Here is a 21,816-nt window from a genome sequence, read left to right as displayed (position 1 = left end):
CTTGGGCACGTGTGTTCCGGGGCCGTTGCCAGTGTGCTGTCCATGAAACGTTTTCGCAGACGAGTTCTTGCCGTAAACAAGTGCCTTGGCCTCGTGCTGTTGCTGGCCTGCGCCATGGTGCACGCAAATTCCCGCGTGGTTCGAGTCGGCATTTACGAAAACGAACCCAAAATATTCTCCGATGCCAATGGACAACCCAGCGGCATTTTGGGGGAACTACTCATGGAAATAGCCCAGCGCGAGCAGTGGGTATTGATGCCGATCTATTGCGATTGGCAGGTATGTCTGGAGTCCCTCAAGAGCGGCGACCTAGACCTCATGCCCGATGTGGCCTTCAACGACCAGCGCGCGGCAATCTTTGATTTCCACAAGATTCCTGCACTGCTGAGCTGGTCGCAGATCTACAAGCACAGCGGCGTCACCATCAACACCGCGTTGGACCTGCAGGGCAAGCGCATTGCCTTGCTGGACGGCTCCGTGCAGCAGACCTATGTGCAGGACCTGCTCAAGGGCTTTGCCATTCGGGCGGATATCGTTCCGGTCAAGTCATTCAAGCAGGGGTTTGAACTGGTGCAGTCCGGTGGGGCAGAGGCGGTGGCCGCCAACAATTTCTTTGGCGATTTGCAGGCGCAGCGTTTTCAGCTGGACTCCACGCCGATTTTGTTTCAGCCTGCCAAGCTGTTTTATGCGACCGCCAAGGGCAGCAATGCCGATCTGCTGGCCGCCATCGACATCCATCTGGAGCAGTGGGGAAACCAGGCGAGCTCACCCTACCAGAAGATTCTGGGCCGGTGGATGAAAGGGGAGCAGCGTTTCACGATTCCCGGCTATGTCTGGTGGGCGTTGGCCGCATTGGCTGCACTATTGGGCGTTGCGGTGGGCATCAGCTTGCTGCTGCGCTGGGAAGTGTCGCGCAAGACGCACAGCTTGCAAGCCAGCGAAGACAAGCTGGCGGCCATCCTCAACGGGGTGGATGCCTATATCTACATCAAGGACACCGAGCTGCGCTATCAGTACGTCAACCGCAAGGTGGCTGATCTGTTCAACTTGCCGGTGGAAGCCATCGTGGGCAAGACCGACGCGGAGTTTTTCGATGCGGATACCGTAGCCAGACTGCGTGCCAACGACCTGCGTGTAATTGAGGCAGGCGAACGGGTGGATGAGGAAGAGCAGAACCGCAGCGCCGACGGCGACTCGGCGCGGGTCTACCACTCCATCAAGCTGCCGCTGCGCAAGGGCGACGGCAGTATCTACGCGCTGTGCGGCATTTCCACCGACATCACGCGTCACAAGGAGGCCGAGCAGGCCATACACCAGCTCGCCTTCTTTGACCCGCTGACCAAGCTGCCCAACCGTCGCCTGCTGCTGCGCAATATGCAGATCGCGTTGCGGTCCGCGGACCGCCACCAGGAATATGGAGCCCTGCTGTTTGTGGACGTGGACAACTTCAAGGATCTGAACGACACCATGGGCCATCCCATGGGTGACCAACTGCTGCAACACATGGCGCAGCGCCTGTCTCAGTGCACCCGCACCCAGGACAGTCTGGCACGCCTGGGCGGGGATGAATTTGTGCTGATGCTGCAAGGCCTGGGCTCGCAGATGGATGCAGCGGTGCAGCAGGCGCGTCTGGTGGCGCAGAAAGTGTCTTACAAGTTGTCGGAACCCTACCTGCTGGACGGCGGGCAGTTCACCTCCAGTGTCAGCGTCGGCGTTGCCATGTTCACCGGACAGGAATTGAACCAGGATGAACTGCTCAAACAGGCGGATCTGGCGATGTACCGTGCCAAGGCGGAGGGGCGTAACCGCATCTGCTTCTTTGATCCCCAGATGCAGGCACAGGTCAACGAACGCACGGCGCTGGAAGCAGCCATGCGGGAGGGCATCACCAATGGCCAGTTCGTGCTCCATTACCAGCCACAGATACGGGCGGATGGTGAACAGGTGGGCATGGAGGCGCTGGTGCGCTGGCAACACCCCACGCGTGGACTGGTCACGCCGAGTGTGTTCATTCCCGTAGCGGAGAGTTCCGGCCTGATTCTTCCGCTGGGGCAATGGATACTAGAAACTGCTTGCCGGCAGGCCGTGGTCTGGTCGCAGCAGCCGGACAAGGCCCACTGGGTGCTGTCCATCAACGTCAGCGCCCGCCAGTTCCGGCAGGCGGACTTTGTCGAGCAGGTGCGCAGTGCCCTGCGTGTCACGGGCGCACAACCCCACCATATCGAATTGGAGCTGACCGAAAGCCAACTGGTGGACGACGTGGAGGGCGTGGTGCTGCGAATGGAGGCCTTGAAGGCTTTGGGCGTACGCCTGTCGCTGGACGATTTCGGCACGGGATATTCTTCGCTCAGCATGATCAAGCGCCTGCCGCTGGACCAGCTCAAGATCGACCAGTCATTCGTCCGCGACCTGGGCGATGGCGCGCACGATAGCAGCATCGTGCGCGCCATTGTGAACATGGGAGAGAGTCTGGGTTTGCGCGTGATTGCGGAAGGTGTGGAAACCGAAGCGCAGCGCGAGGTGCTGCTGGGTGTGGGTTGCCAGTACTTTCAAGGGTATCTGCTGGGGCGGCCTGCACCTGCGGAATAATCCCTTTCCCATGCTCCCTTCCCATCCTGCTCTTCGCCGTTGGTTGCAGGCCGACGGCTCACTCACCGCACGCCTGCGCCAACACGGTCAAGTCACCGTACAGGTGCTGGCGCAATCCGCCATGCCTCTGTGGCGCGAGGAGCGGCTGGATCTGGGTGTGCCTTGCGGCTATGTACGTGAAGTCGTCTTGCTGCTCGATGGGGTGCCGGTGGTGTGGGCGCGCAGTGCCACTCCGTTGCACGCCATCGAAGGACCCTGGCGCGCCATGCGCGGGCTGGGTACCAGGCCTCTGGCCGAGCTGTTGTTTGCGGGCCGCAGGGTGCAGCGTACGCCTTTGCGTGCGCACTATCTGGTCAAGCGCAGCGCAATGGAGCGCCACCTGCGTATCCAATGGCTGCGTTTGCCGCAGCAGACCGTCGGGGCTGAAGTGCCGCAATGGGCACGCAGCTCGGTGTTCTGGCACAAGGGGCAACCGTTGCGTGTGATGGAGTCGTTTGCGCCCTGGGTTTGCAGGCTGCGCTGAAGCCTCTTACATGCTCCAGATGCGCGGATTGCAGACCGGCAGCTGCCACAACGCCTGACGCCACGCATTGCGCACGTTGCGCAGCAATTGCATGGCAGGCTCCACCAGTGGCGCCAATGCGCGCAGCACGATGACCTGTCCGTGGGGGCTGGTGACACCGGCTGTGGCCGCCAGCTCGCTGGCGCCAATGCATTCACGTGCAATGTCCAGCGCCTGCTGCTTGCGCGCGCGGTGGATGGCGCTACCCGCCACCAAGAAAAGGCTGGCCATGCAGCGCGCACCGGCAAGGCCAGTGGGGCCATCCATCAGCCGGGTATCGGCGGCATCAATACGGCCACGCTCCAGCCAGACCCCGGGCAGTTCGATGTGCTGGGCCAGGCTGCCCTTCACAAAGGGCAGGTTCGCATTGGGCAGGCCAAAGGCGGTCACGTCCCAGCCCAGCATTTCGGCGCCGGGCTCCAGCTCCATCTGCAGCCGGTTCTCGGCCTGGCAATCGCTGTAGCACAGCGCTTCTAGCGGCAGCCATTCCAGACGGCTGTCGGCCTGCAGGTGGATGCGGGTGCGCTGCAAGGCCAGTGGACCGTCCGAGCGGTAGAAGCGCGTGGCGCCCGGCGTGGTGACCAGGCCATGGGTGCCGCTAGCGGCCTGCACCGCGATGTCCAGCGTGTCGCCACCCACCAGACCACCGGGTGGATGCACCAGCACGTTGTGGCAGATGGCATCGCCTTCGGGGTACAGGCTTTGCAGGATGCGCAGCGGTCCGCTGTGCTGGTGGTGTGCCACCACGCGCGCACCGTGGCGCGCGTAGGCGAGATTCAGGTTTGCCTGCCAGGCCATAGGCTGTCCGGGGAAATCAATTGTTGTGCGAGCCGCGGTGTGCCCAGCCGGTGGTGTGGCGCTCCAGCACGCTGAAGACCTCGTACATCACCATGGCCATGGCGCCCACCACCAGGAGGCCGGCAAACGCCAGACCCATCTGCATGGCCGAGCCGGCCGAGATCAGCAGGTAGCCAATGCCCTCGTTGGCCGCGGTCATCTCCGACACGGTGGTGCCTACAAAGGCCAGGGTGATGGCCACCTTGAGCGAGGCATAGAAGTAGGGCAGGGAGCGCGGCAGGCCGACCTTGATCAGCACGTCCCAGCGCTTGGCGCCCAGCACCCGCAGCACGTCTTCCAGCTCGGGCTCCAGCGTGGCCAGGCCGGTGGCAATGTTCACCATGATGGGAAAGAAGCTGATCAGGAAGGCCGTGAGAATCGCCGGCCCCACGCCGATGCCGAACCACACCACCAGAATCGGCACAAAAGCCGCCTTGGGCAGGGCGTTGAACCCGGTCATCAGCGGGTACACCGCGGCGTAGGCCAGGCGCGAGCTGCCGATCACAAAGCCCAGCAGCACACCCACCACGATGGCGATGCCAAAGCCGGTCATGGTGACCCAGAAGGTGCGCCATGCGTGCGCGGCGATGATGGTCTTGAACTCCCACAGCTGCGCAGCGATGCGCAAGGGGCTGGGGAAAATGAACTCCGACACGTCAAAGGCCGAGCAGATGATTTGCCACAGCGCGATGCAGGCGAGCAGCAGAATCCATGGCGACCAGGTTTGTAGTTGCTTGCTGTTCATGGGTTGGGCGTCGGCGTGATGGCGTTGCGCTGTGCGCCGATGTGGCTGCGCAGCTCGTGCACGATGTCAGTAAATGCGGGCGTGTAGGTCAGCTCCAGGTCGCGCGGGCGCGGCAGGTCTATGGGCTTTCTGGCAATGAAGCGGCCCGGGCTCTTGCCCATCACATACACGGTGTCGGCCAGAAACACGCTCTCGCGCAGGTCGTGGGTAACCAGAATGACGTTGAAGCGCTGCTCGGTCCACAGGTCACGCAGGATGCACCACAGGTCTTCGCGCGTGAAAGCGTCCAGCGCGCCAAAGGGCTCGTCCAGCAGCAGCATCTTGGGCTCATGGATCAGGGCGCGGCAGATGCTGGCGCGCTGCTGCATGCCGCCCGAGAGCTGCCAGGGGAACTTGTCTTCATAGCCTGCCAGGCCCACCTTCTGCAGCAGCTTGCGGGCGCGCTCCACATACTCTGCGCGCTTGGCCTTGAACTGGCTGCGGTAGGGCTCCACGATTTCCAGCGGCAGCAGCACGTTGTCCACCGTGGTTCGCCATGGCAGCAGCGAGGGCGCTTGAAACGCCATGCCGGAAATCTTCAAGGGTCCGGTGACCGGCTGGCCATCGATATGGATGGTGCCGCGCGAAGGCATCTTCAGGCCGGTGGCCAGCTTCATGAAGGTGGACTTGCCGCAGCCCGAAGGCCCGACGATGGCGATGAACTCGCCTTGCCGCACCTGCAGATCGATGGCCTCTACCGCATACTGGTTCTGCGCCTGCAGTTCGGCGTTGTAGGCTAGCCAGACGTCCTTGAAGTCGACAAAAGCCCTGTTCTCAACCGCCATGCTATTTCTTGGCTGGCAGCACGTTGAGCTCGGCCGCCGTGGGCAGGAAGCTGCCGTTCCAGACGGCATCCGGGCTGACGCGGGTCTTGGTGCCGAATGCGTCCGATACCTGGCTGGCCATCAGCGCCAGGCGCGGTGCCTTCACCTGGCCAAAGCCTTCGGCGCGCGCGTCGGGGCTGTTGATGGCGGAGTCAATCGCCATCTGCAGGCGGCGCGTTTCCAGTTCGACATTGATGATGCCGTCGCGCTGTTTCACAAACTCGATGGCATCCGCTGGTTTGGCCATGGCGTCCTTCATGCCCTTGGCCGTGGCCACCAGAAATGCCTTGATGACTTCCGGGTGTTCCTTGATCAGCTTGGGTGAGGCGATGATGGCGTTGCCGTACAGCTTCACGCCATATTCGGGGTAGGGCAGCACCAGCACATCGGATGCCTTCACGCCGCGCGCTTCCAGATTCAGCAGGGAGGTGAAGGTGAAGCCGGTGATGGCATCCACATCGCCGCGGGCCAGCATGGTTTCGCGCAGCGGCGGGTCCATAGAGGTCCATTGCACGCCGGTGATGTTGTTGGCCTTGGCAAATACCGGGAAGGCTTTGCGGCCTGCATCAAATACCGGCGCACCCAGCTTCTTGCCGTTGAGGTCCTTGGGCGTCTTGATGCCGGACTTCTTCAGCGCCATGACCGAGGCGGGTGTGTTGTTGTAGACCATCATCACGGCCACCGGTTTGCTCGGTGCGTCCGGGTTGTTGGCGTGGAATTCCATGAGCGCTGCCAGGTCGGCAAAGCCCATGTCATAGGCGCCAGACGCCACACGCGTAACGGCACCGCCGGAGCCATTGCCTGCGTCGATGGTGACGTCGAGCTTGGCGTCCTTGTAGTAGCCCTTGGCGGCAGGCGTGAGGAACAGGGCTGCGGGGCCTTCAAAGCGCCAGTCGAGTTGGAACTTGATGGGGGTCAACTGGGCGGAAGCGGCACCGGCCAGCAGCAGGGAGACGGAGAGGGCGCAGGTGCGCAGGACTTGGCGTTTTTGCATGGTGTTCTGGTTCTGAAAAGCGAATGACCAGTCTAATGCAAGAAGGGTGCCGGTCACGTGGTGAGCCGACCCCATCATGCAACGGTTGTTTGCGGACACAGGCCGCCGTGGCACTCAGCGCCGTCCGTGTCCCCCGCCCACTGCGTGGGCTCCTCCTTTACCTACCGGCGCTGAGTGCCACGGCGGCCTGCGTCAGGCTGCGTTGTTGGCACACGCCAAGCAGACTCACGCCTTGCCCAGCAAATCCAGCAAGGAGCGCGCGATGACCTTGGTTGCGCGGCGCAGGTCTTCCAGCACCAGGTTCTCGTCGGCGCGTTTGGCGTTGGACTCCAGCACCGTGCGGGGGCCGGCGCCGTAGATCACGCCGGGAATGCCTGCCTCGCAGAAGATGCGCACGTCGGTGTAGAGCGGCGTGCCCAGGGCAGGAATGGGTTCTCCGAACAGGTCGCTGGCGTGCTTCTGCAAGGCGTCCACCAGCGGCTTGTTGCCGGGCAGGGGCTTGAGGGCATTGGCTAGCAGGATGCGTTTGACGTCCACCGTGATGCCGGGCGTCTGCGCGGCTGCATCGGCAATCACTTGGCGGATGTTGGCCTCCACTTCTGCCGGGTTCTCTTCGGGGATCATGCGGCGGTCTAGCTTGAAGGTCACGCGGCCGGGGACCACATTGGTATTGGTGCCGCCTTCGATCATGCCGACGTTGAGATAGGGATGGCTGATGCCTTCCACCTGGGAGGTGATCTGCTGGTACAGCGTGTTCTGCGCATACAGCGCGGTGAGGATCTTGTTGGCGCCTTGCAGGGCGTCGATGCCCGACGCAGGAATGGCCGCGTGTGCCATCTTGCCGTGCACCGTGACTTCCATTTGCAGACAGCCGTTGTGCGCGGTGATCACCTGGTAGGAGAAGCCGGCGGCAATCATCAGGTCTGGCTTGGTCAACTTGTTTTGCAGCAGCCAGGCAGGCCCCACTTCACCGCCGAACTCCTCGTCGTAGGTGAACAGCAGCTCCACGTTGCCGTGCAGCGGAATGCCCAGCGCCTCCAGCGCGCGCACTGCAAAGGTATAGGTAGAGAAGTCGCATTTGCTCACGGCAGCGGCACGGCCGTAGATCTTGCCGTCTTCGATTTCGCCGCCGTAGGGGTTGTGCACCCAGCCTTCGCCGGGTGGCACCACGTCACCGTGGGCGTTGAGGGCGATGGTGCGACCCGCGCCGTATTGGCGGCGCACGATCAGGTTGGTGATGGTCTGTAGTCCGGCGGCCTTCACCAGCTCGGCAGGCACGGCGTGGCGTTCGGTGGGCAGGCCCATGGCTTCCAGCAGCTCGGCTGCGCGTTCGGCGTGGGGCGCGTTGTTGCCCGGTGGCGTGTCGGTGGGCACCTGGAGGAGTTGCTGCAGGAAGCGCACCTGTTCGTCAAAGTGCGCATCAATCCATTGGTCGAGTTGGTCGTAGTGGCTCATGGAAATTCCGGTTGGTAATCTTTGAATGGTGTGGGGCTCAGGGCGTCTGCTGCGCTAGGTTGTGCAGCAAGTGGTCAAAGGCCTGCACGGCCAGCTGCATGTCGTCGCTGGTGGTGGACTCCAGCGGGTTGTGGCTGATGCCGGCGTTTTCGCCGCGCACAAACAGCATGGCCTGCGGCAGGATGTCGTGCAGCTTCATGGCGTCGTGGCCGGCACCGCTGGGCATGCGGTACAGGGGCAGGCCCAGCGCGGCGACGGCTTTCTCCCAACGTTGTTGCCAGGCAGGCGCACTGGGCGCCGCGCTGGCACGCATGCTCTGGGTCAGATTGCATTCGAGGCCGCGCTTGCGCGCAATCTGTTGCGCCTGGGCGATCACGTCGCGGTCCAGCGCATCGCGCTGCGCATCGGTGGGCGCGCGCAGGTCCAGCGAAAACTGGCAGCGTCCGGGCACTACATTGATGGAGCCGCCGGGCACCTGCAGGATGCCGACCGTGCCCACCGAGTCGCCGTCGGCTGCGGCACGCTGCTCCGCATACAGTGCCAGCTCGGCTACGCCGGTGGCGGCATCGCGTCGCAGCTGCATGGGCGTGGTGCCGGCGTGGCAGGCCATGCCCAGCATCTCGCCGGTATAGCGCACGCTGGCGTTGATGGAGGTGACGATGCCCAGCGGCAGGTTGCGTTCGTTGAGCACCGGGCCCTGTTCGATATGCACTTCCACAAAGCCCAGGTAGTCGGCAGGCTTGCGTGCCAGGGAGGGGATGGCGACGATGTCCAGACCGGCATGTTGCATGGCGGCACGCATGCTGATGCCATCGGCGTCCACCTGGTCCAGCCATTCGGGCTTGAAGTCGCCGGCCAGGGCGCCGGAGCCCAGAAAGGTGGCCTTGTAGCGCTGGCCTTCCTCTTCGGCAAAGGCCACGATTTCCAGGTCGAACGGCAGGCGTTTGCCCGCTGCCTTGAGCTTTTGCACGCTGGCCAGCGGCACATAGATGCCCAGGCGGCCATCGTATTTGCCGGCGTTGCGTACCGTGTCGTAATGGCTGCCGGTCAGCAGCGCCTGCTGGCTGGCGCCGGTACCCTTGTAGCGGCCCACCACGTTGCCCACGGCGTCGATATGCACCGCATCACAGCCCGCGTCCTGCATAGTGGCCACGATGCGCCTGGCGCAGGCCCTGTGCGCATCGGTCAGGTAGGTGACGGTGAGCTGGCCCTGCTCGGCAAAGCCGGTGTCGCTGTACTGGGCGAGCTCTTCCTGCCAGTCCCACACCTGGTTGCCGCGGGTCAGGGACACGCCGAACTTGTCGTTGAGCCGGATCTCGGCAATGCGGTGCACATTGCGCAGGCACTCCTGCAGCTCGTAGTCGGGGTGACCCTTGAGACGGCGCTCGAAGGTGGCGATGATCTCGGCCTTCTTCAGGCCCACGCCGCGCGGGCCGCGCACCGCCAGGATGAAGGGGAAACCGAAGCGTGCGTTGTATTCCGCGTTGAGCCTCTGGATCTTTTCGAACTCGGCCGGCGTGCATTGCGTGAGCCCGGCCTTGTTCTGCTCGTTGGTGGACTCCGCCGTCAGGCTCTTGTCCACCATGGCCTTGCCCGCCAGCTCCGGGTGGGCGCGCAGCAGTGCGAGCTGGGCGTCTTTGTCGGCGGCGCTGACTACTTGTGTGAGCGTGTGCTTGAGCTGCGCCAGCGACTGGAACGGGCGCTGCTCCAGCGCTGCGCGCATGATCCAAGGCGAGTGCTCGTACAGGCCATCCAGCATGGCACAGGCCGCATCCAGCGACGCGGCGTTGAGCTGTTCCAGCGTGAGGGGTGTAGTGCTCATGGTGCCGCCTGCTCGGTGTAGGGATGCACCGCCTTCCAGTGGCGGGCGATGTCCAGGCGGCGGCAGACCCAGACTTTGTCATGGTTCTGGATGTGGTCCAGGAAGCGTTGCAGCGCGGTGATGCGCCCGGGCCGGCCCAGCAAGCGGCAATGCATGCCGATGCTCATCATGGCCGGCTGGTTCAGGCCCTGCGGGTCGCCTTCGGCGTACAGGGCGTCAAAGGTGTCCTTGAGGTACTGGAAGAACGGATCGGCATGCGAGTAGCCCTGGGGCAAGGCAAAGCGCATGTCGTTGCAGTCCAGGGTGTAGGGCACGATGAGCTGGGGTACCACTTCGCCATTGGACTTGCGCACCTTCATCCAGAAGGGCAGGTCCTCGCCGTAGTAGTCGCTGTCGTACTCAAAGCCACCGTAGTCCGCCACCAGGCGGCGGGTGTTGGGGCTGTCGCGCCCGGTGTACCAGCCCAGGGGACGGTTGCCGGTGAGCTGCTGGATGATTTCCATGCCTTTTTGCATGTGCTCGCGCTCCACCGCCTCGTCGATGTTCTGGTAGTGGATCCAGCGCCAGCCGTGGCAGGCGATTTCGTGGCCCAGTTGCACAAAGGCAGCGGTGAGTTCGGGGTGACGCTGCAGTGCCATGCTCACGCCAAACACGGTGAGCGGCAGGCCACGCTGTTCGAATTCGCGCAGGATGCGCCACACGCCCACGCGCGAGCCGTATTCGTAAATGCCTTCCATGCTGATGTGGCGGTCCGGGTAACTGGCCGGGTTGAACATTTCCGAGAGGAACTGCTCGGAGCCCGCATCGCCATGCAGCACGCTGTTCTCGCCGCCTTCTTCATAGTTCAGCACGAACTGCACGGCGACCCGTGCCTGGCCGGGCCACTGTGCATGGGGCGGTTTGGGGCCATAGCCGATCAGGTCCCGCGGATAGCTTTGGGTGGAGTCGTAATGGGTCATATCGGATTGGGGCGTAAGTTGAAATTCAGGGCTTGTTCGACATTGCGCAGATGCTGGTCCATGAGCGCGGCAGCCTGCTCGGCATCGCGTGCCTTGATGGCCTTGACGATGGCCTCATGCTCGTCATGGGAGTGGGCGGCTGCAGTGGAGGTCTGGTACATCAGGGTGATCAGGGCGCTGCGTGAGATCAGGTCCATCAGCAGATGGGCCAGCACGTCGTTGCCCATGAGCTTGGCCATGTGCACATGGAAGTCGCCCAGCAGCTCGGTGCGGTTGGGCACGTCGTTGTTCTGCACGGCCAGTTTTTCCTGCGTCATGTGCGCCTGCAATGCCTTGATGTCACTCGCTTTCGCGTCCTTGACAAAAGCACGGACCATGCCCGCCTCCAGCATGCGGCGCACCTCGAAGACTTGTTTGGCTTCCTCGCTGCTGGGAGCCGACACAAAGGCACCGCGGGCCGGTTCGATCTTGATCAGGCGGTTTTGCGAAAGGCGGTACAGGGCTTGGCGCACCAGCGTGCGTGACACGCCATACTGGTCGGCCAGCTTCTGCTCCACCAGCTTGGCGCCGGGCTGCAACCGGTGCTCCACGATCGCCTTGGTGAGCGAGTCCACAATGAAACTGGTGGCGGTGATGTCCATGGCCGAATGATAGCGGCAAGTCCAAAAAGTGTATACACTTTGGCGAACCACTTTTTTGATTCAGCAACAAGGAGTTTTCATGGGCCTGAGTACACATGTGCTGGACACCATGCACGGCACGCCGGCTGCGGGCATGCAGGTGGCGCTCTACACCACCGAGGGCGAGCAGGCCACGCTGGTTAAGCGCTTCACGCTCAACAGCGACGGCCGCAACCCAGATGGTTTGCTGTACGACAACGCCAGCTTGAAGGTCGGCACCTACCGGCTGGTGTTTGATGTTGCCGGGTATTTCAAGAAACGGGGAGTGGCTCTGGCGGAGCCGAATTTTCTGAACCAGGTGAGTCTGGACTTTGGCGTGGCCCATGTGCACCAGCACTACCACGTGCCGCTGCTGGTCAGCCCCTGGAGCTATTCCACCTACCGTGGATCCTAGGCCCGCACCAGCAGCGAGGTTGGCCCGGCGGCAGGTCGCCTACGCCGGGCCGCGCGATTTACATCTGGCCTTCGGTCAGGGTGTCGAGCTGAAAGCGTCCGCTCTTGTGCCACAGCCAGGTGTCGGTGTAGGTGACACGGCCCATCTTGACGGGAACCGGGAAGGGGGCTGCGGCGCGCACCGAGCGCTCCACGTCGGCCATCACCTCCGGGGCCTGCGTGGGAGCACGCATCCAGCTCACATGGGTCACGTTGCCACGGCCATCAATTTCCACCTGCAAGACACCCACGGCATACAGCAGCGGGGGCATCTTTCCGGCGTAGATGCGGCCGGCGTTCTTTTCATAGAGGTGGGCTGCTGCGTCACGCCGGTATTCCCTCGGCGTCAGAGCGTTGGAGACTTTGGCATAGACCGGCTCGGGCGCGGGCGGAGGCGCCACGACCACCGGAGGGGCCACGGGAGCCGGGATAGCAGCCGGCTTGGGAGCGGGCGGTGGAGGGGTGGCGCAACCGGCGATCAGCGCGGCAATGCAGACGCCAAGGCGGGAGAGGTTGGCTTTCACCGTGCTGCGCTGGCGACGCTGGGGCATTGGGTTTTCCATGCTTGTTCCTCGAAAAAATTATGCTGGCCCGTACTGTGCACCGAAACGGGCCGTTTTTGACACGCCGGCGCAAGTAAAGGGTATCTGATTGTGATTTCGCAATTATTGAGCAAACTGGCGCAAGAAGGCGCGATTCTGGTGTCCGTCACGGCGACACGGGGTTCGGTACCCCGGGAAACCGGGACATGGATGGCCGTATTTCCGGCCTCCCTGGTGGGAACCATAGGGGGTGGGCGGCTGGAGCGGGATGCCATAGGCCACGCCCAGACCATGCTTGTTGCTTGCAAGGACCAGCCCGCGCGGCAGCCTGAGCGCGTGCTCTATCGCCTGGGCCCCAGCCTGGGGCAATGCTGTGGCGGTGAGGTGGAGCTGCAATACGAATACGTGAACGCCGCGGACGCTTCAGCCCTGCGCACTCGTTTGTCCACCCCATACCAGCCTTTGGCTCTGTTTGGTGGCGGCCACGTAGGGCGGGCGCTGGTCCACGTGCTGTCCACGCTGCCGTTACAAATCACCTGGATCGACAGCCGTGACGAGATCTTTCCACCGACCATGACTGACACGGTGCAGTGTGAGCACTCCGACCCGGTACAGGCCGCCGTGCCACAGCTGACCAGCGGCAGCCGGGTGCTGGTGATGAGCTTCAGCCACGCGGAGGATCTGGACATTGTGGCGGCGTGCCTGGCGCGCCAGCGTGAGCGCGGCGATCTGCCCTACATCGGGCTGATCGGCAGCAAGACCAAATGGGCGTCATTTCGCTCCCGCCTGAAGGCGCGAGGTTTCAGTGAAGCCGAGCTGGCGCATGTAACCTGCCCGATCGGTATCGCTGGCATTGCCGACAAGCGGCCGGAGGCGATTGCCATCGCGGTGGCGGCCCAACTCTTGCTCTTGCAGAATCAGCCATAGTCTGCAAAACTGTATACAATTTTTTGACTGGAGAGACCTTGCATGGAAAGCTACATTCTGGATTGGGCCAATCTGTTGCTGCGTTGGGTGCATGTCATCACGGCCATTGCCTGGGTGGGCTCGTCGTTCTACTTCGTCTTCCTGGATAGCAGCCTCACGGCCCCCGAGGACGAAGACCTGAAGCGCCAGGGCGTCAGCGGAGAGTTGTGGGCCGTGCATGGCGGGGGCTTCTACCACCCGGTCAAGTTTGCGGTGTCCCCACCCAAATTGCCGCATCACCTGCACTGGTTCTTCTGGGAAAGCTACAGCACCTGGCTGACGGGCTTTTCGCTGTTCACCGTGTCCTACCTCTGGAGCGCGGGCACTTATCTGATCGACAAGACGGTGATGGACTGGTCGCCGGCCATGGCGGTAACGGCGGCACTGGGGTTCCTGGTGGCGTTCTGGCTGGCCTACGACACCATCTGCCGCACCCTGGGTGAGCGCAAGGATGGCGATGGCATTGTGGGTGCCCTGGTGCTCATTCTGGTGTGTGCGGCTGCCTGGCTGGCCTGCCACTGGTTTGCGGGGCGTGCCGCTTTCCTGCTGATGGGTGCCATGATTGCCACCACCATGAGTGCCAACGTGTTCTTCTGGATCATCCCCGGCCAGCGCGCCATGGTAGCCAGCATCAAGGCCGGCCAGCCGGTGGACCCCATCCACGGCAAGCGCGGCAAGCAGCGCAGCGTGCACAACACCTACTTCACGCTGCCGGTGCTGTTTGCCATGCTCAGCAACCACTACAGCTTCACCTACACCCATCCGCAGAACTGGCTGGTGCTGGTGCTGATGATGTTTGCGGGTGCTGCCATCCGCCAGTTTTTCGTGATGCGCCACAGCTACAAGCTGGGCCGGAATCCACATCCGTGGAAGTACGCGGCGGTCGGTGTGGTGGCCATCGTGGCAGTGATCGTCTGGCTCAAGCCTGCCCTCGCTGCTCCGGTTGCGCAAGCGGCTGCGCCCACGGCACAAGGCACCGCCGGTGCGCCCGGCGGGCCTATCGGCTACAAGACCTTGCAGCCTATCCTGGCGCAGCGCTGCTACATGTGCCACGGCGAGCAGGTGCAGATGAAGGGCGTGCGCCTGGACTCACCCGAAGGCGTTGCCAAGCATGCGCAAATGGTCTACCAGCAAGCGGTGGTGACGCGCATCATGCCCATGAACAACGCTACCGGCATCAGCGACGCCGAGCGCGGCATGATCAAGCAGTGGTTCGAGTCCGGCGCGCACACCGACTGAAGCGGCTACGGCACATCAGTTGCCGCAAAGCTGAAGCGCCAGCGCGTTGTGCCGCTCCACCAGCGGCCCCAGGTCCACGGTGGCAAGTTGCCCCTGGCGCACCACCACCTTGCCGTTGACCACCGTGTAGTCGGTCTGCGGGCTGCCGCACAGCAGCAGCGCACCTACCGGGTCATGCACGGCGCCGCCTGCAAACGACAGGGTTTGCAGATCAAACAGCACCAGGTCGGCGCACATGCCCACTTGCAGACTGCCGATGTCCTTGCGCCCCAGCACCTCGGCACCGCCACGCGTGGCCATGTGCAGCACGTCACGCGCAGTCATCTCTGCCGGCCCCAGGTCGCAACCGAAGAAGGTCTTGCGTTCGCCTGACGGCAGGGTTCTTTCTTCTGCTGGTTGCATGGCGCGTCCCACACGGGCCAGCAGCAAGGCCTGGCGCGCTTCATTGACCATGTGGGCTGCATCGTTGCTGGCGCAGCCATCCACGCCCAGGCCCACAGGCACGCCGGCATCGAGCATGCGGCGAATGGGTGCAATGCCGCTGGCCAGACGCATGTTGCTGCAGGGGCAATGGGCCACGCCAGTGCGCGTGGCGGCAAACAGGCTGATGCCTTCGTCGTCCAGCTTGACGCAGTGCGCGTGCCAGACATCGTGGCCCAGCCAGCCCAGGTCCTGCGCGTACTGCGCGGGCGTGCAACCGAACTTCTCCCGGGAGTAGGCCAGGTCATGGTCGTTCTCGGCCAGGTGGGTGTGCAGCCGCACCCGATAGCTTCGCGCCAGCTCGGCAGAGAGGCGCATCAGGTCGCGGCTCACGCTGAAGGGGGAGCACGGTGCCACCGCAACGTGGGTCATGGCGCCGAAGCTGCCGTCGTGGTGTGTTTCGATGACGCGCTGCGTGTCCTTCAGGATGAAGTCTTCCTCTTCCACCACGCGGTCCGGCGGCAGGCCGCCCTTGCTCTGGCCCACGCTCATGCTGCCGCGTGTGGCAACAAAACGCATGCCGATGGCGCGCGCGGCTTCGATGCTGTCGTCCAGTCGCACGCCGTTGGGGTAGATGTAGAGGTGGTCGCTGCTGGTGGTGCAGCCGGAGAGCAACAGTTCGGCCATGGCCACCTGGGTGGAGACATGAATCATCTCGGGCGTGAGCCCAGCCCACAGCGGATACAGACCTTGCAGCCAGCCAAACAGCTCGGCGTTCTGAACGGCAGGAATGGCCCTGGTCAGGCTCTGGTACATGTGGTGGTGGGTGTTCACCAGACCGGGGGTCACCAGGTGTTGGCGGGCATCAATCACCTCGTCTGCCTGCAATGCCTCAGGTGGCATGGCAGCCGCGGGGCCTATGGCTTCGATGCGGTTGTCGCGAATATAGATAGACGCGTTTTTCAGCTCAGAGCGGTGGTCGTCTTGCGTTGCAACAGTGTGGGCGTTATGGATCAGGAGCGTGGTCATTGGGGTAATGCTTACAAATAGATTAACCAAGAACCGAGGCCGAATCCCACTGAAAACGGTTGGTTTCCAGAGGCGAGCGCCGCGTTGCCGTGCGTACCGGGCTGTGCCACGCAATCATAGCGCGCTGCCGCTTTTCATTAGATGTTTGATATTTCTCAATGTAGCTCCAGCGCCAACGCGGCACAGTTGCCCCCATGCTAGTTAACCAAAACGATTTTGTTTCTGCGTACCCAACCCAGTTGGTGGCGCCCGGCGCGACCTTGTTGCGGCGCTCGGTCGCGGCAGACAAGGTCATATTTGTTGAGTCTGGCCGTGTGGTGCTAGGCATCGCCGCCCCGGATCAGATCTGTCTTGAAACACAGACTCCCGGCGCAAAGACGATGGAGCACCAGCTGGGCACAGTGGTGGGCCCGTCCTGGCTGGAGGTCAATGCCGCGGTGCTGGGTTTGCCGAGCGCAGTGGACGCACAAGCCGAAACTGAAGTGGTGCTACACAGCGTTCCCTTGGAAGATTTTCGTGCGCTGATCACTGGCGGCTCACCAGCAGCCCATGCCATATTGATCGACGTGGCCCGTGCCCATCGACAGCAAACCGAATTGGCTGTGAGCCGTCTAGCCAAGGATGCAGAAGCGCGTTGTGCCGAATGGCTGTTGCGCCACGCAGAGTCAAGTGACAAGGGTGTGTGCTCTGTGAAGCTGCAGCAACGCAAGCGCCTGATTGCCGCACAACTGGGCATTGCTCCTGAAACACTTTCGCGCGTGCTGCGCCACCTGCGCGAACGGAGCCTGATCAGCGGATCAGGCCGCATCGTCAACCTGGTGGACCCAGGCGGACTGCGCTCGCTGGCCGGCGTCTAAGCGCCCAGCGCTTTCAACACATTTTCCGCAGTGGCAGGTGCCGTGAGATGCACCACGCCACCGTCTGCGCGCGCCTGTTCCACCGCGTGGCGCAGAGCCTCATACACGCTGATGGCCAGCATGAACGGGGGCTCGCCCACGGCCTTGCTGCCAAACACGTTGTCTTCGCGGTTGGGTTCGGGCCAGAGCGCCACCATGAAGTGCTGCGGCACGTCGCCTGCTGTTGGAATCTTGTAGGTGCTGGGGGCGTGGGTGCTGAGGTAGCCCTTGTCGTTCCACACCAGTTGCTCCGTCGTGAGCCAGCCCATGCCTTGCACAAAGCCGCCTTCGATCTGGCCCACATCAATGGCCGGATTGATGCTGTGGCCCACGTCATGCAGGATGTCCACCTTGAGCACCTTGCTCTCGCCGGTGAGCGTGTCGATGGCCACTTCAGTGCAGGCCGCACCATAGGCAAAGTAGTAGAACGGGCGACCAGTGAGGGTGACCTTGTCGTAATGGATTTTGGGTGTGCGGTAGAAGCCATCGCTCCAAAGCTGGATGCGGTTGGCGTAGGCCAGATGCACGACTTCATCAAAGCTGCGCGTGACGGTGGGCGAATGCACTTGTCCGCCCGCAAAGCGGATGGCACCGGCGCCGCAGCCATCCAGGCCGCAGACAAAGGCTGCCAGATTGTCACGCACGTGGCGCGCTGCGAATTGGGCGGCGCGGCCATTCAGGTCCGTGCCGGCCGATGCAGCCGTGGCTGAGGCATTGGCCACCTTGCTGGTATCGCTGGCCGTGGCCATGACACGCTCAAACGGAATGCCCAACTCATCCGCAACGATCTGCGAGACCTTGGTGTGCAGGCCCTGGCCCATTTCGGTCCCACCGTGGTTGACCTGCACGCTGCCGTCCGTGTAGACGTGCACCAGCGCACCGGCCTGATTGAACAGGGTGGCGGTGAAGCTGATGCCGAACTTCACTGGCGTGATGGCAATGCCGCGCTTGAGGACGGGGCTGGCGCTGTTCCAGGCCTCAATGGCGGCGCGGCGCTTGCGGTAGTCGCTGCTTTTTTCCAGGGTAGTGATGAGGGGGAGCAGGATGTTGTCCTCCACCTTCATCTGGTAATGGGTGGTGTCGCGCTTGCCACTGCCGTCGGTCAGTGCCTCGTCACTGTAGAGGTTGCGCAGGCGCACATCCAGCGGGTCCATCTTCAGGTGGCGGGCGATATTGCCCATGATGGTTTCGATCAGGATCACGCCTTGCGGACCACCGAAGCCGCGGAAAGCCGTGTGGCTCTGGATATGGGTCTTGCAGCGGTAGGACGCGATGTCCACATGTTCCAGGTAGTAGGCGTTGTCGCTGTGGAAGATGGCGCGGTCGGCCACCGGGCCGGACAGGTCGGCACTGAAGCCGCAATTGGCCGCCATCATCAGTTGCAAGGCAGTAAGGCGACCACTGTCGTCAAAGCCCGCGGTGTACTCGTATGCAAACGGGTGGCGCTTGCCGGTGACCATGAAGTCGTCGTCGCGGTCCAGCCGCAGCTTGATGGCTTGGCCCACTTTTTTGGCGGCCACTGCGGCCCACACCGCCAGATGGCCGGCCTGGGTTTCCTTGCCGCCAAAGCCGCCACCCATGCGGCGGCATTCCACCCGCACGGCGTGGTTGTCCACACCCAGGGCGTGCGCCACCCAGTGCTGCACTTCGCCCGGATGCTGGGTGCTGCTGTACACCGTCCACTGGTTCTGCTCCATGGGCAGCACATAAGCCACCTGACCCTCCAGGTAGAAGTGTTCCTGGCCGCCCACTTCCAGCGTGCCGCTCAGGGTGTGTTGCGCCTTCTTGAGGCCGGCTGCCGCATCGCCGCGACGCACATGCACCGGTGGCAGCACATAGCTCTTGGCCGCCAACGCCTCATGCACCGTCAGGATGGCAGGCAGGGGCTCGATATCCAGCGTGACCTTGCGGGCGGCGCGGCGCGCCTGCATGGTGGTCTTGGCAATCACCAGACCGACCACCTGGCCGATGAACTGCACGGTGTCGGTGGCAAACACGGGTTCGTCTCCGGCAAAGGCGGCCAGTATGGGGTCACCGGGAATGTCCGCGGCGAGGATGACGTCCACCACGCCTGGCATGGCCAGCGCCGCACTGATATCGACCCCCTTGAGTCGTCCATGGGGCTGGTTGGACAGGATGGGGGCTGCGTGCAGCGTGCCACGCACCTCGGGCAGGTCATCGATGTAATGCACTGCGCCGGCGACCTGCGCAGCCGCACTTTCATGGGGAAGCGAATGCCCGGCGGCAGACTGCGCTGCTTGTGCGGCGACGGAAGGGTTCTTGCTCATGCTGCGGCTCCTTCCAGTGCCAGGGATTCCAGTGAACAGTCCGGCGTGTTCAGGCCCTCCAGCCAGAAACGCTGCAGCAGATTGCCCAGCACTTCGCTGCGGTAGGTGGCCGATGCGCGCATGTCGCTGATCGGATTGAATTCTGCTCGCAGCACGCCCATCGCCTGCTGCACAGTATCCAGGGTCCAGGGTTTTCCAAGCAGGGCGGCCTGTGTCTTGTGGGCGCGTACCGGGGTGGCTGCAACGCCGCCCACGCCGATGGACGCGTGGGTCACCACACCCTTTTCCACGTGCAGGTTGATGGCCAGGCACACGGCAGAGATGTCATCCTCGAAGCGCTTGGAAATCTTGTAGGCCCGGGAGAATTCGGCCTTGCTGCCCTTGGGCACCTTGATCCAGGCCAGCACCTCATCCGGGGTCATCACGTTCTTGCGGTAGCCGATGTACAGGTCTTCCAGCCGCAGCTCGCGGTGGCCCCGTGCGCTCATCAGAACCACGTTGGCACCCAGCGCAATCAGTAGCGGCATGGAGTCGCCAATCGGAGAGCCGTTGGCCACATTGCCGCCCAGGGTTCCGGAATTGCGCACCGGCAGTCCCGCAAATCGGTGCGCAAAGCTGGCCAGTTGGGGGCGGTCAGCCACCAGAGCTGCAAACGCATCCGCCAGGGTGACGGCGGCTCCGATGGCCATGTGGTGCCGGTAGTGCTCCACCCGGCGCAGCTCCTTGACCCGGGTGACGTCCAGGATGCGGGGAAACTGCATGTGCATCTTGTTGATCCACAGCCCCACATCGGTACAACCCGCGACCAGTTGCGCCTCTGGGTGGCGAGCCCGCAGTTGCAGCAAGTCCTGCAGGCGCGTGGGAAGCAGATAGCCGGGGGCCGATTCTGCTTTGGTCGGAGAGGGCTTGGCCTTGGTCTGGGTTGCCATGCGGCGCAAGCCTTGCAGTACCTCGGCTTCATTGACCTTGACCGCAGGCAGCTGTTGCATGGCCTGGGCAGCGTCCAGAATCGGACGGTAGCCGGTGCAGCGGCACAAGTTGCCCGAAAGGGCGCCCTGCGCCTGCTCGCGGCTGATGGGCTGCCCGGCCTTTTGCTCGTACAGACCGAACAGGCTCATCACAAAACCGGGGGTGCAAAAGCCGCATTGCGAGCCGTGGCACTGCACCATGGCCTGCTGCACCGGATGCAGTGCGCCTGGCGCACTGCCAATGTCCTCCACGGTCCAGAGCGCCAATCCGTCCACCGAATGGGCAGTGCGGATGCAGCTGTTGATGGCCTTCATCTCCAGCTTACCGTTCTTTTCTTCACCAATCACCACGGTACAGGCGCCGCAGTCGCCTTCACCGCACCCCTCTTTGGTGCCGGTGCAATGCAAGTCTTCGCGCAACAGATCCAAAAGAGTGCGGTTGGTTTCTGCGTTCAGTTGGACGATCTGGCCGCGGCGCAGAAATCGAATAGGTTGGGGGGTCATGCTAGGTTCCTCGTGCGGGAGGGTAAATCGGGAGATTGCCACAATCCATACGCATTAGCATATGGCACCCATCAGCACGCACGTATGAGAGACCAAAACCTTTTCGACAAGATAGACCTTCATCTGATAAGGATCCTCCATACCGTGTTGACAGAGCGCAGTGTTTCACGAGCCGCCGTCCGCCTGGGCATGCACCAGCCGGCGGTCAGCAGCGCGCTCAAACGACTGCGGGATTTTGCGGGCGACCCACTTTTGGTGCGTTCCGGTTCCGGAATGGTGCCTACCGTTGCGGGTCAGCGCATGCTGGAACCAGCAGCCAGCATTTTGCGTGCCGCCCAGATGCTGTTCTCGGAAGCGCGGGGCTTTGAGGCGGCCCGGGCCCAGGATACCTTTCGCGTAGCGGCTTCGGATTACCTGGACCCGCTGTTCCTGCCGCAACTCGTGGCAGAGATCAAAGGCCAGGCACCTTCCTGCGAAATTGAAATCCATCCGCTCTCACCCGCCGCCGACTACCGGACCCAGTTGGCGCAGGGGGAGGTGGATGTAGTCATTGGAAACTGGCTGTCTCCGCCGCAGGACTTGCACCTGGGCCGCCTGTTCAGCGATGAGGTGGTGTGTCTGGTGTCGGACAAGCATCCGGCAGTACGGCGGGGCTGGGACCAGGAATCCTGGCTGAACGTGGAGCACATCGCACCGGGTGCCACCCATCCGGGCGCCAAAGGATTTGTCGATGGGCATCTGGCCTCGCTGGGCCTGCAGCGGCACATCGTCGCGCGATGCCCTTACTTCGGATTGATCCCTGGTATGGTGGCATCAACCTTGCTGGTGCTGACCACCGGACGGCAGTATTGCGAACGCTTTGTGAACACGCTGCCGGTCCGGATATTGCCCTGCCCGATTGTGTTTCCGACCATGATGTACTACCAGCTTTGGCATGAACGCACCCACGCTTCCGAGTCTGGACGCTGGTTGCGGGAAAGAGTCAAGTCTGCCGCAGCGAAGCTTCGAAAATAAGAAGGAAATAGC

The 21,816-nt window shown here is 63.0% G+C and carries 19 protein-coding genes; 7 read left to right on the top strand and 12 right to left on the bottom strand.

Annotated features, from left to right (window positions below; genetic code table 11):
* Positions 1 to 42 precede the first annotated feature (42 nt).
* Together AC1RMF_RS19350 and AC1RMF_RS19345 are read left to right on the top strand one after the other, a co-directional pair.
* Complete coding sequence (locus AC1RMF_RS19350; RefSeq protein WP_493143642.1) at positions 43 to 2,589, top strand: EAL domain-containing protein; 2,547 nt, start codon at positions 43 to 45, stop codon at positions 2,587 to 2,589.
* Between the two features lie 10 nt (positions 2,590 to 2,599).
* Positions 2,600 to 3,112: a chorismate--pyruvate lyase family protein gene (locus tag AC1RMF_RS19345; RefSeq protein ID WP_493143640.1), complete on the top strand. Its 513-nt coding sequence runs from the start codon at positions 2,600 to 2,602 to the stop codon at positions 3,110 to 3,112.
* Positions 3,113 to 3,118: 6 nt separating this feature from the next.
* Here the strand turns inward: AC1RMF_RS19345 and AC1RMF_RS19340 are convergent, their stop codons facing one another.
* The 8 genes from AC1RMF_RS19340 to AC1RMF_RS19305 form a co-directional block, all read right to left on the bottom strand.
* Positions 3,119 to 3,949 carry an urease accessory protein UreD gene (locus AC1RMF_RS19340; protein WP_493143638.1) on the bottom strand — a complete coding sequence of 277 codons (831 nt, stop codon included), beginning with the start codon at positions 3,947 to 3,949 and terminating at the stop codon, positions 3,119 to 3,121.
* 16 nt (positions 3,950 to 3,965) lie between these two features.
* Positions 3,966 to 4,733 (bottom strand): ABC transporter permease, encoded by a 768-nt coding sequence (locus AC1RMF_RS19335; RefSeq protein ID WP_493143637.1) that lies wholly within the window; start codon positions 4,731 to 4,733, stop codon positions 3,966 to 3,968.
* A complete protein-coding gene (locus AC1RMF_RS19330; protein WP_493143635.1) occupies positions 4,730 to 5,557 on the bottom strand; it encodes an ABC transporter ATP-binding protein in 828 nt (275 codons plus the stop codon). The genes AC1RMF_RS19335 and AC1RMF_RS19330 overlap by 4 nt, the downstream gene beginning before the upstream one ends.
* 1 nt (position 5,558) lies before the next feature.
* On the bottom strand, positions 5,559 to 6,590 hold the full coding sequence (locus AC1RMF_RS19325; protein WP_493143634.1) for an ABC transporter substrate-binding protein: 1,032 nt from the start codon (positions 6,588 to 6,590) through the stop codon (positions 5,559 to 5,561).
* 225 nt (positions 6,591 to 6,815) lie between these two features.
* Positions 6,816 to 8,045 carry a M20 family metallopeptidase gene (locus AC1RMF_RS19320; RefSeq protein WP_493143632.1) on the bottom strand — a complete coding sequence of 410 codons (1,230 nt, stop codon included), beginning with the start codon at positions 8,043 to 8,045 and terminating at the stop codon, positions 6,816 to 6,818.
* 37 nt (positions 8,046 to 8,082) lie between these two features.
* The gene (gene uraD / locus AC1RMF_RS19315) at positions 8,083 to 9,867 is read right to left on the bottom strand and encodes a 2-oxo-4-hydroxy-4-carboxy-5-ureidoimidazoline decarboxylase (RefSeq protein ID WP_493143631.1); all 1,785 of its coding nucleotides are present in this window, start codon (positions 9,865 to 9,867) and stop codon (positions 8,083 to 8,085) included.
* Positions 9,864 to 10,826, bottom strand: a complete 963-nt coding sequence (gene puuE / locus AC1RMF_RS19310; RefSeq protein WP_493143630.1) for an allantoinase PuuE — start codon at positions 10,824 to 10,826, stop codon at positions 9,864 to 9,866. Before puuE ends, uraD begins: the two co-directional genes overlap by 4 nt.
* Positions 10,823 to 11,467, bottom strand: a complete 645-nt coding sequence (locus AC1RMF_RS19305; protein WP_342616617.1) for a GntR family transcriptional regulator — start codon at positions 11,465 to 11,467, stop codon at positions 10,823 to 10,825. The genes puuE and AC1RMF_RS19305 overlap by 4 nt, the downstream gene beginning before the upstream one ends.
* A 79-nt stretch (positions 11,468 to 11,546) precedes the next feature.
* Between AC1RMF_RS19305 and uraH the strand changes: the two genes are divergently transcribed.
* Positions 11,547 to 11,900 (top strand): hydroxyisourate hydrolase, encoded by a 354-nt coding sequence (gene uraH / locus AC1RMF_RS19300; RefSeq protein WP_493143628.1) that lies wholly within the window; start codon positions 11,547 to 11,549, stop codon positions 11,898 to 11,900.
* A 58-nt stretch (positions 11,901 to 11,958) separates the two neighbouring features.
* On the opposite strand, the gene AC1RMF_RS19295 is transcribed toward uraH, so the two are convergent.
* Positions 11,959 to 12,501, bottom strand: coding sequence for a hypothetical protein (locus tag AC1RMF_RS19295; RefSeq protein ID WP_342616619.1), 543 nt, complete (start codon positions 12,499 to 12,501; stop codon positions 11,959 to 11,961).
* An 84-nt stretch (positions 12,502 to 12,585) separates the two neighbouring features.
* Here AC1RMF_RS19295 and xdhC point away from each other — a divergent pair, with 84 nt between their 5' ends.
* A complete protein-coding gene (xdhC, locus tag AC1RMF_RS19290) occupies positions 12,586 to 13,407 on the top strand; it encodes a xanthine dehydrogenase accessory protein XdhC (RefSeq protein WP_493143730.1) in 822 nt (273 codons plus the stop codon).
* 42 nt (positions 13,408 to 13,449) lie between these two features.
* Positions 13,450 to 14,685 (top strand): urate hydroxylase PuuD, encoded by a 1,236-nt coding sequence (locus tag AC1RMF_RS19285; protein WP_493143626.1) that lies wholly within the window; start codon positions 13,450 to 13,452, stop codon positions 14,683 to 14,685.
* Between the two features lie 15 nt (positions 14,686 to 14,700).
* Here the strand turns inward: AC1RMF_RS19285 and AC1RMF_RS19280 are convergent, their stop codons facing one another.
* Positions 14,701 to 16,134, bottom strand: a complete 1,434-nt coding sequence (locus AC1RMF_RS19280) for an 8-oxoguanine deaminase (protein ID WP_493143625.1) — start codon at positions 16,132 to 16,134, stop codon at positions 14,701 to 14,703.
* 194 nt (positions 16,135 to 16,328) lie between these two features.
* Between AC1RMF_RS19280 and AC1RMF_RS19275 the strand changes: the two genes are divergently transcribed.
* A complete protein-coding gene (locus tag AC1RMF_RS19275) occupies positions 16,329 to 16,991 on the top strand; it encodes a Crp/Fnr family transcriptional regulator (protein ID WP_342616622.1) in 663 nt (220 codons plus the stop codon).
* Here the strand turns inward: AC1RMF_RS19275 and xdhB are convergent.
* Together xdhB and xdhA are read right to left on the bottom strand one after the other, a co-directional pair.
* Entirely contained in the window at positions 16,988 to 19,318 is a 2,331-nt protein-coding gene (gene xdhB / locus AC1RMF_RS19270; protein ID WP_493143624.1) for a xanthine dehydrogenase molybdopterin binding subunit, read from the bottom strand. The two genes, AC1RMF_RS19275 and xdhB, sit on opposite strands and share 4 nt — an antisense overlap.
* Positions 19,315 to 20,790, bottom strand: a complete 1,476-nt coding sequence (gene xdhA / locus AC1RMF_RS19265) for a xanthine dehydrogenase small subunit (protein ID WP_493143623.1) — start codon at positions 20,788 to 20,790, stop codon at positions 19,315 to 19,317. The genes xdhB and xdhA overlap by 4 nt, the downstream gene beginning before the upstream one ends.
* Before the next feature lie 84 nt (positions 20,791 to 20,874).
* Between xdhA and AC1RMF_RS19260 the strand changes: the two genes are divergently transcribed.
* A complete protein-coding gene (locus AC1RMF_RS19260; protein WP_342616625.1) occupies positions 20,875 to 21,804 on the top strand; it encodes a LysR family transcriptional regulator in 930 nt (309 codons plus the stop codon).
* Positions 21,805 to 21,816: the final 12 nt, after the last annotated feature.

It is taken from the genome of Rhodoferax sp. GW822-FHT04A08 (assembly GCF_058801025.1).
The sequence above is the reverse complement of the archived record's forward strand: the minus strand, read 5'-3'. Positions and strand labels throughout refer to the sequence as shown.

Bases quoted from the DNA above. Each gene is read 5' to 3' on its own strand.
- AC1RMF_RS19350 (WP_493143642.1), top strand. From the start codon at position 43: ATGAAACGTTTTCGCAGACGAGTTCTTGCCGTAAACAAGTGCCTTGGC.
- AC1RMF_RS19345 (WP_493143640.1), top strand. From the start codon at position 2,600: ATGCTCCCTTCCCATCCTGCTCTTCGCCGTTGGTTGCAGGCCGACGGC.
- AC1RMF_RS19340 (WP_493143638.1), bottom strand. From the start codon at position 3,949: ATGGCCTGGCAGGCAAACCTGAATCTCGCCTACGCGCGCCACGGTGCG.
- AC1RMF_RS19335 (WP_493143637.1), bottom strand. From the start codon at position 4,733: ATGAACAGCAAGCAACTACAAACCTGGTCGCCATGGATTCTGCTGCTC.
- AC1RMF_RS19330 (WP_493143635.1), bottom strand. From the start codon at position 5,557: ATGGCGGTTGAGAACAGGGCTTTTGTCGACTTCAAGGACGTCTGGCTA.
- AC1RMF_RS19325 (WP_493143634.1), bottom strand. From the start codon at position 6,590: ATGCAAAAACGCCAAGTCCTGCGCACCTGCGCCCTCTCCGTCTCCCTG.
- AC1RMF_RS19320 (WP_493143632.1), bottom strand. From the start codon at position 8,045: ATGAGCCACTACGACCAACTCGACCAATGGATTGATGCGCACTTTGAC.
- uraD (WP_493143631.1), bottom strand. From the start codon at position 9,867: ATGAGCACTACACCCCTCACGCTGGAACAGCTCAACGCCGCGTCGCTG.
- puuE (WP_493143630.1), bottom strand. From the start codon at position 10,826: ATGACCCATTACGACTCCACCCAAAGCTATCCGCGGGACCTGATCGGC.
- AC1RMF_RS19305 (WP_342616617.1), bottom strand. From the start codon at position 11,467: ATGGACATCACCGCCACCAGTTTCATTGTGGACTCGCTCACCAAGGCG.
- uraH (WP_493143628.1), top strand. From the start codon at position 11,547: ATGGGCCTGAGTACACATGTGCTGGACACCATGCACGGCACGCCGGCT.
- AC1RMF_RS19295 (WP_342616619.1), bottom strand. From the start codon at position 12,501: ATGGAAAACCCAATGCCCCAGCGTCGCCAGCGCAGCACGGTGAAAGCC.
- AC1RMF_RS19285 (WP_493143626.1), top strand. From the start codon at position 13,450: ATGGAAAGCTACATTCTGGATTGGGCCAATCTGTTGCTGCGTTGGGTG.
- AC1RMF_RS19280 (WP_493143625.1), bottom strand. From the start codon at position 16,134: ATGACCACGCTCCTGATCCATAACGCCCACACTGTTGCAACGCAAGAC.
- AC1RMF_RS19275 (WP_342616622.1), top strand. From the start codon at position 16,329: ATGCTAGTTAACCAAAACGATTTTGTTTCTGCGTACCCAACCCAGTTG.
- xdhB (WP_493143624.1), bottom strand. From the start codon at position 19,318: ATGAGCAAGAACCCTTCCGTCGCCGCACAAGCAGCGCAGTCTGCCGCC.
- xdhA (WP_493143623.1), bottom strand. From the start codon at position 20,790: ATGACCCCCCAACCTATTCGATTTCTGCGCCGCGGCCAGATCGTCCAA.
- AC1RMF_RS19260 (WP_342616625.1), top strand. From the start codon at position 20,875: ATGAGAGACCAAAACCTTTTCGACAAGATAGACCTTCATCTGATAAGG.